We start from the raw sequence: 13918 nt of genomic DNA, 5'->3' as shown, positions 1-13918 counted from the left end.
CTTACGAATCAACCTTGTAAGGTCCTCGACCAATTAAATCTTTAATAATCAAATTTTGTTCGCAAAGGTACTGTAATTCAGGTAATAATTTTTGTTCTACTGCCTCAAGGGCGTTAGTTGCAAAGATGAGGTGAAGATTTGCCCCAGCGTCGAGGGTAAACCCTACAGGTAAATTCGTAGTTTGTCTAAACTGCCAAATTTTTTGAATGGCTTCCAGGGTCTTTGGTTTCATGAGAATAAATGGTGGAGTGGAGGTCATCATCATCGCATGTAGGGTAAGAGCTTCTGACTCCATGAGCTCAATAAAACTGCTCCAATTGCCAGTTTTTAATATTTCTTTAAGCCTAATAACGTTCTCCTTGCCTTGCTCAAACCGACGACTGGCAAATGGATGGCCTTTCATTAGTGAGTGGCCAACAGTACTCGATACCGATTTTTCGCCTGAGTCGAGAATTAAAATAAAGTCGTAAATAGTTTTGAAGTCAGGATGGACCTGTTGAACTGGAGTCGCATATAAATCTGATCCTTCTCCATCAGAAGAAAGTCCCCATTGTACAAAACCACCATATACGCTACGACAAGCACTACCTGAGCCTAAGCGGGCTGATTCTGAAGCCTTATGCCATCTAAAAGACTGCGGGGCAAAGTGAGTTGTATGCAAATCTTCGATACAGCAGGCCAATGCCGCCATACCGCTGGCTGATGAAGCAATTCCAGAGCTATGTGGGAAGGTATTTTTCGTTTCTATTTTCAGCAGTTTGCCCATTATCCAGGGATATTCGTGAAGAATGGCTTTTAAAAATTTAAGAATTTTAGGCTGAAATTCGGGTTTTGGAATGCCGTCATAATACACTTCGACTGTAGGATCATCACCTTGGGTTGTTTTACCCTCAATCACAATAAGTTTCGTATCCGTATAAGAATGAGTTAGAGTAAAGCTCAGCGAGGGATTAGCCGGGATCTGATGGTCAAACTTTCCCCAGTATTTAACGATGGCTATATTACTTGGCGCGATCCAACGCGTAGTGTACATATATTTTTCGAATTTTTATTTGTCAAAAAAACTTTAGAGAATCGTTGGTTGAAAGGGTAGCGTTGGCAGCAGATTGTGGTAGGTCTCTTGGGTCGGTCTCTACCGTAATGACTTCTAGCAACTGACCGGTATAACTGATCCTGACAGCGCTTAACTTCATGCCCAGATAGGCACCGGTGTCGATATGCCAGGCATTTTCGCGAGGTACGTAGGTGGGTTTTCCAAGCGGCTGAACGACATGGCCGACTATCTGCAGCTTTTGCATCAGCTTCAGAGGCTCACGATTGATGAGCACATTGTGGTCGGAGTAAGGATTGAATGGATCGATTGATGAGCGCGACACGCCGGCGTGGGTGATAAGAACGTTTTTGTTTTCCCATTTAATAGGTAAACTCTTGATCCAGTTCTTTACTTTGTTAAGCTCCAACTTTGGATGAGCCTTAGCTTGATTGAACGTTTCTCGATTGATCACATTAAATGAACCTGAACGAAGCGAGTCGAGAAACATGTGTTCGTGATTTCCCCGAAGAAAATACACCAAATAAGGGTATTTATTAACCAGCTTCAGGGCATATCGAATAACCTTAGCAGAGTGGGGACCCTTATTAATAAAATCTCCTAACTGAATTAAAAACTCGTTGTCAGGATTCCAGTGCGCTTTCACCAGATTTTTAAAGGTGTAGTGACACCCGTGAACATCGCCGACAACGAGTAGATTCATTACTTTAAGAAACCCGTCAAACAGGATTTTGGTTTATTAGGTAATCATCAATGGCATAATGAGCATTAGAACTTCCTCGCCCTCATTGAGTCCATCTTCAGGAAATACTAGGCTTGGCTTAGAAGGTATAGACATTTCCATCCGTACAAACTCTGATTCGAGGTTAGACAGTATTTCAATCAAGTTTTTGGAATTAAATCCAATACTCATATCAGCACCAGTATAGTCGCAGGGCAAGTTTTCTTCAGCACGGTTTGAAAGCTCTATATCTTCGGCCAGCACTGAAAGCATACTGCCGTTAAGGGTAAGTTTTACGAGATTTGAGGTTTTGCTCGCAATTATTGAGATGCGCTTAAGGGCAGAGAGCAGTGTATTGCGGGCGATGCGAAGTTGATTGGGATTGTCTTTTGGTATTACGTTTTCGTACATTGGGTAGCGTGCTTCTACCAGCTTTGTGATGAATACCTGATCATCGGTAATAAATTTTACATTTGTATTGTTTGAGCTGATGAGCACGCTATCAGCGTCGGGTAATAGATTTTTAACGATTGAAAGAGCCTTTTTTGGCACGATAAATTCAGAAGTTTGCTCACTGGTAATGTCAGTGCGCTTGTATTTGGAAAGCTTGTGCCCGTCAGTAGCCACAAAGGTACACCCTTCGCTGGTCAGTTGAAAAAATACCCCGGTCAGAGCCAGGCGAATCTCATCATTGCCAGTGGCAAAAAGAGTTTTAGAAATAGCCGTCGATAAAACTTCCGTTGGAATTCGCACTTCGGCTAAGGCCTCAATCTCGCGCATACGCGGATACTCCTCTGTATCGATTACAGCGAGATTGGCTTTACCGGTTTCATAGATTATTTCAAGTACTTTAAGATCAGGATTCAGTGTAAAAGTAACTGGCTGATCTGGCAGGCTTTTAATAAGGTCGAGCAGCGTGCGACCCAGCACACAAACCGCGCCTTCAGATTCTGACTCTACATCGAGGGTTGAGATCATCATCGACTCTGAGTCGGTGGCAGTTACCTTTAATTTTCCGTCGGCTAGTTCGAGCAAGAAGTATTGGGTGTACTGTATTGATTGGCTGGTAGAAAGTAAGCTCGCTGAACTCTGTAAGTATTTAAGTAATTTATTGCTGCTGACTATAAATTTCATTCGATCGATTGTTTAAGGCCACAAAAGTATGCTTGTTTTTACAAAAAGGTATTTCCTAATAATTAGGAATTATTCTGCAGCTAAGGTATCACCTTCAATCATTCCATCTCTCAATCGTACAATTCTATTTGCACGCCTTGCTATGTCTTCTTCGTGTGTAACGAGTATTATGGTATTTCCCTGGCGATTGATTTCGTCGAATAGTTCCATGATATCGTAAGAGGTTTTTGTGTCGAGGTTACCCGTTGGCTCGTCAGCCAGAATGATGGAAGGATTATTGACTAATGCTCTTGCAATGGCCACACGTTGGCGCTGACCTCCGGAGAGTTGATTAGGCTTGTGGTCAAGGCGATCGCCAAGGCCCACACGCACCAGCACTTCACGTGCTCTGTCTAAGCGTTCGGATTTCTTGATACCAGCATAAATTAGTGGCTGACTTACGTTTTCGAGAGCCGATGTGCGAGGCAGGAGATTAAACGTCTGAAAAACAAATCCGATCTCCTTGTTTCGAATGCGCGCCAGCTCATCGTCGTTCATTTTGCTCACGTCTTTGCCGTTCAATATATAAGTACCGGAAGTAGGCGTATCGAGGCATCCGATAATGTTCATAAGCGTCGACTTCCCACTTCCGGAAGGGCCCATCAGGGCAGTGTACTCATTGCGTGTAACGATGAGATCAATACCTCGCAGAGCCTGCACGATGGTTCCACCCATCTTAAATTCCCTTTTGATCTGCTGAAGCTGTATTATTGCTTCTTTCATCTATGTGCTATACTTACGAAAAATTATTTAAATTCTTAAAGTCCAAGCTTCGAGCGGATATCACGGGGCAAGGCATCTTTGTGGAGTAGTATGGCAATCGTTTTAAATCGCACATAAGCCTCTGAAGCCATAATGTAGCCACTGCGGTGGGCATTGGGTATTTCGCCCCAACTGTTTTTAGTGATGTAATAGATGGTGCCATTCTGGTCGCGTGCCATGCCGGTGATATGCATGCCATGGTCATCGGTGGTCTCAAAATTGTCAAATGCGCGCTGACGTTCCTCTTGTGTCACGATCTTTTCTTTCTTAGGTCCATCAAACATGGTTTTGCGCTCTTCTTCGGTCATTTCTTCAAAGGGCTTTTCGGGAACGATCGCTATTCCGTTTTTTATAGAAAAACCTTTTTCACTTACATCGGTGGCCCATGCTACGGTGAAACCGTTGTCAATAGCATGCCGAAGTGTGCGCATCATATCGTCGAGCGGTAAATTATAGGATTCGCCCCACGCCCAGTTGTCAGGCACCTCTACAAACATTGGTTTGTAAAACGGAGCATGTGTGAATGAGGTGATTTGGATGTAGTCGTCCGGATTTATTTTTAAAAAATCTGACAAAAAAGTCTTGGGTGTGTAGCGACGTCCCTCCCACATAAATTCGGAAGGATATTTCCCCAAATACGCTGAAATAATATTTTCATAAGCGGTGACCCAGGCAGTTGATAATCGTCCGTTGGGGTTTTTTACGATGGCATCGAGAAAAGATTTAAGAGCCAACTCGAGCTCAGAGTGCTTGTTTTTTGATTCTCCGTATTCCAGGCCTTGAAAAATGGAAGCGGGTACAGCTCCGTACTTTTTCATTACATACAACACATCAGGGAGCTGTCCTCCCTGAGCAAAGTTGAGGTGGCCTTGCATGCGCACGTATTTAATGCCTTTGTCGAGGTACACCTGACGAACAGTAAACATTTCAGAAATGTCTACCATTGGTCTTTTCAGGCGTTTGAGCTCGCTCTCAATAAACGAAGTGGCCGAATAGCTCCAGCATGTACCAGAAGAAGCCTGGTCTTTAACCGGAAGTGCATCGTGATTTTTAATAATTGTAAATTCAAATTTCTGTTCTGCATTGTTCTGGCCGTGACCTTTAATTCTATTAATCAAATCATCCTGTGCCCATATCAGATTGACTAATAAAATAAGCGCTGATGTCCAAAGAAATTTACTTTTCATTTTAACCCAAAATACTTCGTGCAATTTTAGGCTAAGTTCAACTATTTTTGGTTTTTTATGATGATCCGATCATGAGGAAAAAAATTGGATTGGTTTTTCTTGCATTTTTAGTTGCTTTTTATTCGAATGCGCAATTATGGTATGAAATGATTCAAAATGGTGAGCGGGATTTTCGAAAAATTCAAAAAAGCGCTGAAGAATATTTTAAGCGAATCGACATATCCCAACGCGGTACAGGCTACAACTGGTACAAACGCTGGGAATACAACACCCTGCAATCTCTCGGGGAAGACAGCCTGATACCCCAAGTAGATATAGCCACCATATGGAGTGAATACAGACGAAGTAATCCGCACAACACAGAAACCTCAGCTGGCAATTGGGAGCCACTTGGCCCTGTATCCTGGACGGTAATGAACAATGGCTACTCTCCGGGTTTAGGACGCGTTAATTACATTTACATTGATACTGCCCGAAACAATACCATGTACCTCTGTACACCATCCGGTGGCCTATGGCGCAGCTACGATGGCGGAACTACATACACAGTACTAACCGATACCCTTGCCTCCATCGGATGTGGTATGATCGTGGTGAATCCTCTTGATTCAAATGTACTGTACCTGACAACTGGCGACAATTTTGGTTCTGATACCTACTCAATAGGTATTCTAAAATCAACTGACTACGGACAAAGCTGGCAGCCCACAGGACTGACCTTTACACAGGCGCAAATGGTTCGCATTTTCAGACTTATCATGCATCCACAAGACACGGCTACTCTCTTAGCCAGCACATCCCAGGGACTATACCGCACTACAAACGGCGGACAAACCTGGACGCTGGTAAACAGCATTCAAGCCAGAAGCCTGGTGTACAATCCACAGAATCCAAATACCGTATTTGCAGCCTTCAGGCATGTGATTCGAAGCCATGACTTTGGCCAGACATGGACGACAATAACCGATACCATACCCCCGCAATCAGCCATTTCGCGCATTGAAGTAGCCATCAGTCCGTCTGATACAAACATTGTGTATCTACTTATGGGTAATGCTGACAATGGATTTCTGAACGTAAGTCGCTCTACCAACGGTGGTCAGACGTTTCAAGTGCGAGCTACAAGTCCAAATATTTTGCACAGCTCTGAGCAGGGCACCGGTACAGGTGGACAAGCCTGGTATGACCTGGCCATAGCCGTTGATCCTACCAATCCGGACATCATTTACACCGGTGGGGTTAACATTTGGAAATCAACAAATGGGGGATCTTCATTTTCCATCAATTCTCATTGGGTTTACACCAATCAAAATGTACCCTATGTACATGCCGATATCCACTTTCTGGGATTTTACAACGGAGCTTTGTATGCAGGCTGCGATGGTGGAATTTTTCGAACAACAAATGGCGGACAGTCATGGACTGATCTCTCTTTCGGATTGAATATTACTCAGATTTACAGACTTGGCACCTCACATACACATCCTCAGATCATTCACTTCGGCTCTCAGGACAACGGGAGTATGCGCCGGTTTCCAGGTGGCTCATGGCGTCAGGCCTTTGGGGCTGATGGCATGGAAGCCGTGATTGACTATACGACTCCAGCCATAGCCGTAATAAGCTTTCAAAACGGTGGACTTCTGCTTACGATGGATGGGGGCAACTCATTCACCACATTCATGAATGGCGTCAATCAACCCTCCGGATGGATTACCCCTTTTGTGATTCATCCGACAGATCCGCAGCGATGGTTAGTAGGGCGACGCTCTGTTTGGGAAACTTATGATCGCGGGATGAGCTGGGATACCATCTCACCTTCCGGCAATGTAAATATTGGCGCGCTGGCCTGGTCGAAATCAAATCCATTTATTATTTATTTTTCAAGAGGAAACAATCTTTGGAAAACCACCAATGGCGGTGGTAACTGGACTCTGGTGAGTCAATCACTGCCGTTTCAGAACATTTCATCCATTGCCATTCACCCGAATAATCCAGATCATGTAGTCATCACGTACAGCTCTTTTGCCGCCAATACGAAAGTATTCCGCACCCTTGACGGTGGAGCTACATGGACGAATATCTCTCAAAACTTGCCCAATCTGCAGGCATGGACAGTCATCTTTCAGGAGCACAATCCCCTCAATGCCATGTATCTCGGTATGGGTATAGGCGTGTATTACCGAGACAGCACCATGAATCAGTGGGAACCCTATTTCGAAGGCCTTCCCAACGTACCGGTGCGTGAACTGGAAATCAACTACAACAACGGAAAGCTTTATGCAGCCACCTATGGCCGAGGAATATGGATGAGTGATCTGAAATGGTTTAATTTTTCGGTGGATGATCAAAAAAAACCAACCTTCTTAGATGTTTATCCAAATCCCTTTACCGATGTGCTGAATGTACGCACCAACAGTACAGGTGTGCTCGAACTATTTGACATCTCAGGCCGCAAGCTCTTTGAAAGCCGGGTGGAAGAAGCCCTCACTACCCTTCGACCCGGCCAGCTGACTTCGGGTATGTACTTACTGAAATTCACAGACAGATCAGGGAAGGTGGAGGTAAAAAAAGTAGTCGCCAGGTAACCTAAAACAATCAATCAGAGTATTATTTATTTTTTCAATTTAAATTATTTAATCTGATTCCAAACCCTTATCCCACGAGCCAGCGGCCATCCTGAGTACTTGTTTTATTGTCGTAATAGAAGGCCATCTGTACGGCAGCCCAGTCAAATGAGTAGGTGATTCCTGTGCTGAGATTGGGGATAATTGGCGCATTGCGCGTAGGTCCTCCCTCATCGCGCAGGTAACTCAGCGACGGCAGCATACCAATCACGAGTTTCTGACGAGCAAAAGTGAAATTAATATTTGGCCCGGTAAAGTTTAAAAAGCCACCATTTGGCAACCAGCCAATCATAGCAAATCCATCATACATAGTCACTTCTGTCTTGACAGGTTGTGCCTTAAAAAGAAAGGGCATGCAAGTACCACAAAGAGCAAGGCAAATCGACAAAAAATTTTTTCTAATCATATGTAAAGCCTGTATAAGCGAGCAAGATAGAATAGATGTATCATTTTGGGGAACTGTTTCTTTTCGCACTCGCTTAGCTATACTTCTATTGTATAATAAGTACCTTTGCCGGCCTTTACAAAGCGGGAAAATCAATGACTTTTGAACAGGAAATCAGACGTCGGCGGACGTTTGGCATCATCTCTCACCCTGACGCGGGTAAGACTACCCTCACCGAAAAACTCCTGCTCTTCGGCGGAGCAATTCAGGAAGCCGGTGCTGTGAAGAGCAATAAAATAAAAAAAGCCGCTACCAGCGACTTTATGGAAATCGAGCGCCAGCGCGGTATATCGGTGGCTACCTCTGTACTCGCTTTTGAATATAAAGGCTATAAAATCAACATCCTCGACACTCCCGGTCACCAGGATTTTGCAGAAGACACCTACCGCACCTTAACGGCTGTGGACAGTGTCATTGTCGTAATTGATGTGGCCAAAGGAGTTGAGACCCAAACCGAGAAACTCGTTCAGGTCTGCCGTATGCGCGATATACCGATTATTGTGTTTATCAATAAGCTCGACCGCGAAGGCAAAGATGCTTTTGACTTACTTGACGAAATTGAGCAAAAGCTTGGCCTGCGTCTGTGTCCGCTTTCATGGCCCATCGGCATAGGGCAAGACTTTGAGGGTGTCTATAACCTATGGGAGCAAAAACTGAAATTTTACTTAGGTAACAACAAACAGCGCGTAAATGAAAGCGTAGAAATTACAGATATCTTTAGCGACGATTTAAATGACTTTATCACCGAGCGACAAGCGGAAAAATTGCGCGAAGAGGTGGAAATCGTGCGCGAAGTGTATCCACCTTTTGATCGGGATGCCTATCTCAAAGGTCAGCTCTCGCCAGTATTTTTCGGCTCAGCACTCAATAACTTCGGTGTAGCAGAATTGCTTGACTGCTTTGTGGAAATCGCCCCCTGGCCACAGCCTAAAAAGGCCGACGAGCGCATTGTAGATCCCTTCGAGCCCAAGTTTACCGGTTTTATCTTTAAAATCCACGCCAACATCGACCCAAACCACCGCAGCCGAATTGCCTTTGTGAAGGTAGTATCCGGGAAATTCGAGCGCAATAAAAACTATCTGCACGTTCGGCTGGGCAAAACCATGAAATTTAGCAGCCCAAATATGTTCCTGGCTGCAAAGAAGGAAGTGGTGGACGAAGCTTATCCAGGCGACATCGTTGGACTGCCTGACAGTGGCAATTTCCGAATCGGTGATTCACTCTCTGAAGGCGAAATTATCCACTTCCGCGATATCCCAAGTTTCTCACCTGAGCACTTCCGATTCATCAACAATGCGGATCCATTGAAAGCCAAACAACTGGCCAAAGGCATCGACCAGCTGATGGACGAAGGTGTAGCCCAGCTCTTCACTCTGGAGCAAAACGGTCGTAAGGTGATTGGTACCGTGGGTGCCCTTCAATATGATGTGATCCAATATCGCCTTGAGCATGAATATGGTGCGCGTTGTACTTACGAACCCTTCCCGGCATGGAAGGCTTGTTGGATTCAAACCGACAACGAAGCACAACTGGCCGAGCTACGCCGAACAAAACAGCGCAACATGGCCCGCGACAAACACGACAGACTTGTTTTCCTGGCAGATTCGGAATTTAACCTGCAAATGACGCGGGAGAAATTTCCCGATATTCAATTCACTTTTAAGTCAAACGACTGATGGAAAAAAAGAAAACCCTGGTGCTCGGTGCCAGCGAAAACCCCGATCGATATTCAAACATGGCCCTCTATCGGCTAAAAGCTGCCGGACACCCTGTAGTGGCAGTGGGCAATCGCAGCGGTGAAGCTTATGGAATTCCCATTCACAAAGGTCCCGTTGAAGATTCGGATATTCACACCATCACCATCTACCTTTCGCCTGAAAATCAGAAGCCTTACTACGATTACATCTTGTCACTAAAACCAAAGAGAATCATCTTTAATCCGGGAACTTATAATCCTGAGCTGATTAGAATGGCTGAAAGTAAAGGCATTCACTGCGAAATTGCCTGCAATCTGGTACTTCTCAGCACCGGACAGTACTGAAAAACAATCTCTTGAAAGTATAAATCCAAATTGTTGACTTTTAATTAAACTCATTTCGATAGGTTTGCACCCGAATTTTAAATTTATGCATCGCGTCAAGTTATCAGGCGTACTTTTTTTCGCCTTTTTTTACCACAACCTTTTCAGCCAAAGTCTCACAATTCAGGTAGATAGCTTATGGTTCCCTCCTACGGAATACGGTGACACCGTCGTAGGATCGTTTGTGATTGTCAATCAATCGTCTTCAAACATTTTATTGAAATCCGTTGAAATCGGTAAAGCTTACAACGATCGTGCCTTTACACTGGCAACTACACCCACGGTTATTCCTCCAGGTACATTGCAGTTGATTGTTCGCTTCCACCCGCTTAACGACATCTATTATCGAGTGCCTCTCATTCTTCGCACTGTAAATGCCGGGGGAGATTACACGGTACTGCTTACCGGACAAGGCAAGTTTGTATATTCCATCGGTCAACACACTGAAAACAAGACAGGCCTTGCCCTAAAACAAGCCCTTGCTACCTACCAAAGCAATCATACCAACCTGGGATACAATGGTGCACGCGACCTTATGTACAGCAAGCTCGACAACATCAATGGCTGGGTAACTTGTCTTTACACAGGGCGAATGGCTCAGTTTAATACACGCGCCGGGGCAGTATCTAATAATTTCAATGCTGAGCATGTCTTTCCCCAGAGCTTTTTCAATCAAAACGATCCGATGCGCAGCGATTTAAACCACCTGTACAGCACCGACGAAACAGCAAACAACATCCGATCAAATCATCCATACGGCATCATCACAGGTACACCTACCTGGCAAAACAACGGATCCAAATATCTCTCGAGTGTATTTGAACCACGAGATTCAGCCAAAGGCCGCGTTGCCCGGGCGCTGCTCTATTTTGTGCTGCGCTATCAAGACTATTCGAACTTCGTTGCACCACAAGAAAACTTGCTGCGAACATGGCATTTTCAGCATATGCCTGACGCCATGGATCGCCGTCGCGACAGCATTATTGCTGTACACCAGGGCAAGCATAACGTTTTTATTAAATATCCATACATCCTACATCGAATCAACTCTCTGACAGGATCAGCTGATTTTCCAAACGCAAAAAGCTTCCAATGGTCGTCAGATACCATTTTGACGAACACTTCCCTGTCAAATATCTATTTCAGCCTTTGGAATCAGGGGTATTATCCGCTTACAATTGACTCTATTAAAATTTCAGCTTCAGGCGGTCAATTCAGCATATCGCAGCTTACTGTGCCGGCATTTTCTGCAGCTAGATGCACACTTTCGCTGCCTGCAAGTTTACCCTCGGGCTTCTACACGGCCATTGCATACTCTGGAAGCGCACAGAAGACACTCTACCTGAATCACACATCTCATCTTGGATGGAACGAAATATCAACTAAACAAACCATTGCTCTCTACCCCAATCCGGCAGATGAAAGATTAAACGTTGAAACCAATATGCAAGTAAAAACCCTTGAAATATTCTCGCTCTTAGGTGAAAAAGTGTTTGAAGGAGGGTATGAACCTTTTATATCAACCAAATATCTACCAGCGGGTGGATATATTTTGATAGTAAAGGACCTTTTTGGCAACCAATTTGCGAAGAAATTTGTTGTTTCCCATCGCTAAACCACCTACAGGATTTCTACAGAAATGAAGTTTTTTTGGTTGTTACTCTTTAGTTTACTAAATTTTTTTATCTCAGGTCAAATCTTGATTGTCGAATTTGAAATCCAAAGCACCAAAGACAATGGCAAGGTGTACTTGCGCCTGAAAAACGAACAGAATTCCGTAGTAAAAGAATCAATAATTCCCGTAGAAAACAAAAAAGCAACCATCCGCTACACAGACCTCACACCTGGCAATTACTCCGTAGAAGCCTTTCACGACCAGAACAATAACGGAAAGCTCGACACCAATCCCTTTGGCATACCTCGCGAGCCTTATGGCTTTTCAAACAACGTACGAGGAAACTTTGGTCCTCCCGATTTCGAACTCACACTTTTCCAAGTGTCGGGAATGACTACTACCAAAATTAGGATATTACTCAGGTAGCTCCAACTCAAAGTACTTACCTGGAAACAACTTTGAACGAAGTCGCTTGAGAGGTTTTTTAAGTCCAGTAATAATTAATATTTTACGAAAAGAAATAAATAAGAAGTGCCATGCGATTCGCCACCAAAAGTGCTTGAAGTAGGGCGAAAAATGTCTATAAAGTTGAATGTGCTGTTTTAGTAAAGCTTTGTTTAATAGAGATTTTCCGTTTATGTTGCCAATCCACCAATAGGCACACAACCTTTTGGCTTTAATAAAATCATCTATAGTTTCAGGAAACTTTTCAAGTATAAAGTCCTGAATTCGAATAATTTCAAAAAATGCATGGGTTTTATTTCGCGCTGATAGTCGCTGAGTGTTGGCGTGATAGCGAAAATAGTTGAGCGGTTTAGCTGTATAGCAAAATTTGTTTGATACAGAAAGAAGTTTTACATAAAAAAACCAATCGCCGTTTAACTTAAAATCTTGATCAACAGGAAGGACTTTCAACAAATCTTTACGTCGGAAGAGGACGGCTGAAGCATTCGGTATTGTGTTATGAAAGAGCATGTAGCGCCTGCATTCTTCGCGTGCATCGGCGCAGAAGTCAGCTTCCCATCGCTCAGATTTAAAAACAAATTTGTAGTGTTCGTTAAAACTGTGAAGCTTATTTCCGACCTTATCAATCAAAATACTTTGGCTAAATGCAAGAGATGCATCTTTCTCATTTTCAAGCATATTGACTAAAACCTCTAAGAGGTTTGGCTCACATGCATCATCGCTTTCCGCAATCCATACATACTTTCCAGAAGCTATCGAAAGGCCTTTATTCCACTGTGCAAAGGGTGATCCTGAGTTGTTTTTATTTATAATCAGTTGTGTATATGGCCTACTGGCGGCCCAATTTCTAAGTATTTCTATGCTGCCATCGGTTGAACAGTCGTCTAAAAGTATTAGTTCAATGTTTTTATATGTTTGATTTTCAATAGATTTTAATCTTTCAGTTAAATAGGGAGCGTGATTGTAATTTGGAACAATTACACTGACTAACGGAGCATTAACCGCCATTTACACAAAGTTTCGGATAATTAACCCTAAAGTGGATAGAGCAATCAGAACCAGGCTCCATTGTCTAAAGCCTTCAATTTGAGCTTCTTTCAAATATCGCAAACCACCTAAAACAGAAATCATCGCACCTAAGCCAGATGACAATGCCAAAGCATTATAAAAAGGCGTATGGCTGCCACCATACACCAGTGCCAGATAGACGGGCAGGCGCACCATATCCGTAAACAGCGATGACACAATGGTGGTAGCGCTAAGTTGTACAAAATTTAGCCCACGAGGTTTGTAGATAATTTTTTTGAAAGATTCAAACACACCCGAAGCACCACTAGCTAAACCGCAGAGAATTCCGGAAATGATGTCGTGGAGTTGAAGAGGAAGTTTGAAACCTCTATTGGCTAACCATTCAAACAGAGCAGATAATAAAATCATACCAACTACGAAAAGAACAAATGGAGATAATGAAATGTAGCTGTTGATCACAACAGGGCTGTATCTCTGTAAATCGGTTAAAAAATTGGCACTCAACCATGCTCCAGCCATTGAAAACAAACCAAACAAGAGAACTCCCCGAACATGTGCTCTGTAGCGCATTACAGAAAATTTGATCAAAAAATCGATAAAATGAATACAGGCTATTGTAAAAACCGCTAAACCTAAGGGTAAAAACCACGGCAGTAAAGCCAACAAGACAAGTGATAATGGCAAACCTGATCGATAGACGGAAGCACCAGCAGCAAATGTGCCAACACCGGCAAGTATCAGAATCAGAATATCGATGAAATTCATA

The 13918-nt window shown here is 43.6% G+C and carries 13 protein-coding genes; 5 read left to right on the top strand and 8 right to left on the bottom strand.

Features of this window, described 5'->3' with window-relative positions; translation table 11 throughout:
* Position 1: 1 nt before the first annotated feature.
* From mvaD to ACK4EX_RS10330, 5 genes are all read right to left on the bottom strand, one after another.
* Positions 2–1033, bottom strand: coding sequence for a diphosphomevalonate decarboxylase (mvaD, locus tag ACK4EX_RS10350; protein WP_409772501.1), 1032 nt, complete (start codon positions 1031–1033; stop codon positions 2–4).
* A 22-nt stretch (positions 1034–1055) separates the two neighbouring features.
* The gene (locus ACK4EX_RS10345; RefSeq protein WP_409772498.1) at positions 1056–1754 is read right to left on the bottom strand and encodes a metallophosphoesterase family protein; all 699 of its coding nucleotides are present in this window, start codon (positions 1752–1754) and stop codon (positions 1056–1058) included.
* Positions 1755–1790: 36 nt separating this feature from the next.
* Positions 1791–2906 carry a DNA polymerase III subunit beta gene (dnaN, locus tag ACK4EX_RS10340; RefSeq protein WP_409772495.1) on the bottom strand — a complete coding sequence of 372 codons (1116 nt, stop codon included), beginning with the start codon at positions 2904–2906 and terminating at the stop codon, positions 1791–1793.
* Between the two features lie 69 nt (positions 2907–2975).
* Positions 2976–3668: an ABC transporter ATP-binding protein gene (locus ACK4EX_RS10335; RefSeq protein ID WP_409772492.1), complete on the bottom strand. Its 693-nt coding sequence runs from the start codon at positions 3666–3668 to the stop codon at positions 2976–2978.
* A 35-nt stretch (positions 3669–3703) separates the two neighbouring features.
* Positions 3704–4894, bottom strand: coding sequence for an aminopeptidase C (locus tag ACK4EX_RS10330; RefSeq protein WP_409772489.1), 1191 nt, complete (start codon positions 4892–4894; stop codon positions 3704–3706).
* Between the two features lie 71 nt (positions 4895–4965).
* On the opposite strand from ACK4EX_RS10330, the gene ACK4EX_RS10325 reads away from it, so the two are divergent.
* Positions 4966–7479, top strand: coding sequence for a VPS10 domain-containing protein (locus ACK4EX_RS10325; protein ID WP_409772487.1), 2514 nt, complete (start codon positions 4966–4968; stop codon positions 7477–7479).
* A gap of 67 nt (positions 7480–7546) precedes the next feature.
* On the opposite strand, the gene ACK4EX_RS10320 is transcribed toward ACK4EX_RS10325, so the two are convergent.
* The gene (locus ACK4EX_RS10320) at positions 7547–7873 is read right to left on the bottom strand and encodes a hypothetical protein (protein ID WP_409772485.1); all 327 of its coding nucleotides are present in this window, start codon (positions 7871–7873) and stop codon (positions 7547–7549) included.
* Positions 7874–8058: 185 nt separating this feature from the next.
* Here ACK4EX_RS10320 and ACK4EX_RS10315 point away from each other — a divergent pair, with 185 nt between their 5' ends.
* The 4 genes from ACK4EX_RS10315 to ACK4EX_RS10300 all read left to right on the top strand — a co-directional run bounded on the left by ACK4EX_RS10315 (position 8059) and on the right by ACK4EX_RS10300 (position 12084).
* Positions 8059–9639: a peptide chain release factor 3 gene (locus ACK4EX_RS10315; RefSeq protein WP_409772483.1), complete on the top strand. Its 1581-nt coding sequence runs from the start codon at positions 8059–8061 to the stop codon at positions 9637–9639.
* Positions 9639–10004, top strand: a complete 366-nt coding sequence (locus ACK4EX_RS10310; RefSeq protein WP_409772480.1) for a CoA-binding protein — start codon at positions 9639–9641, stop codon at positions 10002–10004. The genes ACK4EX_RS10315 and ACK4EX_RS10310 overlap by 1 nt, the downstream gene beginning before the upstream one ends.
* 85 nt (positions 10005–10089) lie before the next feature.
* On the top strand, positions 10090–11658 hold the full coding sequence (locus tag ACK4EX_RS10305) for an endonuclease (protein WP_409772477.1): 1569 nt from the start codon (positions 10090–10092) through the stop codon (positions 11656–11658).
* Positions 11659–11682: 24 nt separating this feature from the next.
* Positions 11683–12084: a DUF2141 domain-containing protein gene (locus ACK4EX_RS10300; protein WP_409772474.1), complete on the top strand. Its 402-nt coding sequence runs from the start codon at positions 11683–11685 to the stop codon at positions 12082–12084.
* Here ACK4EX_RS10300 and ACK4EX_RS10295 read toward each other — a convergent pair.
* Together ACK4EX_RS10295 and ACK4EX_RS10290 are read right to left on the bottom strand one after the other, a co-directional pair.
* The gene (locus ACK4EX_RS10295) at positions 12073–13131 is read right to left on the bottom strand and encodes a glycosyltransferase family 2 protein (RefSeq protein ID WP_409772472.1); all 1059 of its coding nucleotides are present in this window, start codon (positions 13129–13131) and stop codon (positions 12073–12075) included. The two genes, ACK4EX_RS10300 and ACK4EX_RS10295, sit on opposite strands and share 12 nt — an antisense overlap.
* Positions 13132–13917, bottom strand: coding sequence for a hypothetical protein (locus tag ACK4EX_RS10290; protein WP_409772470.1), 786 nt, complete (start codon positions 13915–13917; stop codon positions 13132–13134). It lies immediately after the preceding gene.
* Position 13918: the final 1 nt, after the last annotated feature.

The organism is Thermaurantimonas sp. (assembly GCF_046299575.1).
Taxonomy (GTDB): Bacteria; Bacteroidota; Bacteroidia; order Flavobacteriales; family Schleiferiaceae; genus Thermaurantimonas.
Note: the sequence above shows the minus strand (reverse complement) of the source record. Positions and strands in the feature narration are given on the sequence as shown.

Excerpts from the sequence above, each read along its gene's own strand:
- ACK4EX_RS10325 (WP_409772487.1), top strand. The coding sequence starts at position 4,966 with ATGAGGAAAAAAATTGGATTGGTTTTTCTTGCATTTTTAGTTGCTTTT.
- ACK4EX_RS10290 (WP_409772470.1), bottom strand. The coding sequence starts at position 13,917 with ATGAATTTCATCGATATTCTGATTCTGATACTTGCCGGTGTTGGCACA.
- ACK4EX_RS10300 (WP_409772474.1), top strand. The coding sequence starts at position 11,683 with ATGAAGTTTTTTTGGTTGTTACTCTTTAGTTTACTAAATTTTTTTATC.
- ACK4EX_RS10305 (WP_409772477.1), top strand. The coding sequence starts at position 10,090 with ATGCATCGCGTCAAGTTATCAGGCGTACTTTTTTTCGCCTTTTTTTAC.
- ACK4EX_RS10295 (WP_409772472.1), bottom strand. The coding sequence starts at position 13,131 with ATGGCGGTTAATGCTCCGTTAGTCAGTGTAATTGTTCCAAATTACAAT.
- ACK4EX_RS10330 (WP_409772489.1), bottom strand. The coding sequence starts at position 4,894 with ATGAAAAGTAAATTTCTTTGGACATCAGCGCTTATTTTATTAGTCAAT.
- ACK4EX_RS10335 (WP_409772492.1), bottom strand. The coding sequence starts at position 3,668 with ATGAAAGAAGCAATAATACAGCTTCAGCAGATCAAAAGGGAATTTAAG.
- dnaN (WP_409772495.1), bottom strand. The coding sequence starts at position 2,906 with ATGAAATTTATAGTCAGCAGCAATAAATTACTTAAATACTTACAGAGT.
- ACK4EX_RS10315 (WP_409772483.1), top strand. The coding sequence starts at position 8,059 with ATGACTTTTGAACAGGAAATCAGACGTCGGCGGACGTTTGGCATCATC.
- ACK4EX_RS10345 (WP_409772498.1), bottom strand. The coding sequence starts at position 1,754 with ATGAATCTACTCGTTGTCGGCGATGTTCACGGGTGTCACTACACCTTT.
- ACK4EX_RS10310 (WP_409772480.1), top strand. The coding sequence starts at position 9,639 with ATGGAAAAAAAGAAAACCCTGGTGCTCGGTGCCAGCGAAAACCCCGAT.
- ACK4EX_RS10320 (WP_409772485.1), bottom strand. The coding sequence starts at position 7,873 with ATGCCCTTTCTTTTTAAGGCACAACCTGTCAAGACAGAAGTGACTATG.
- mvaD (WP_409772501.1), bottom strand. The coding sequence starts at position 1,033 with ATGTACACTACGCGTTGGATCGCGCCAAGTAATATAGCCATCGTTAAA.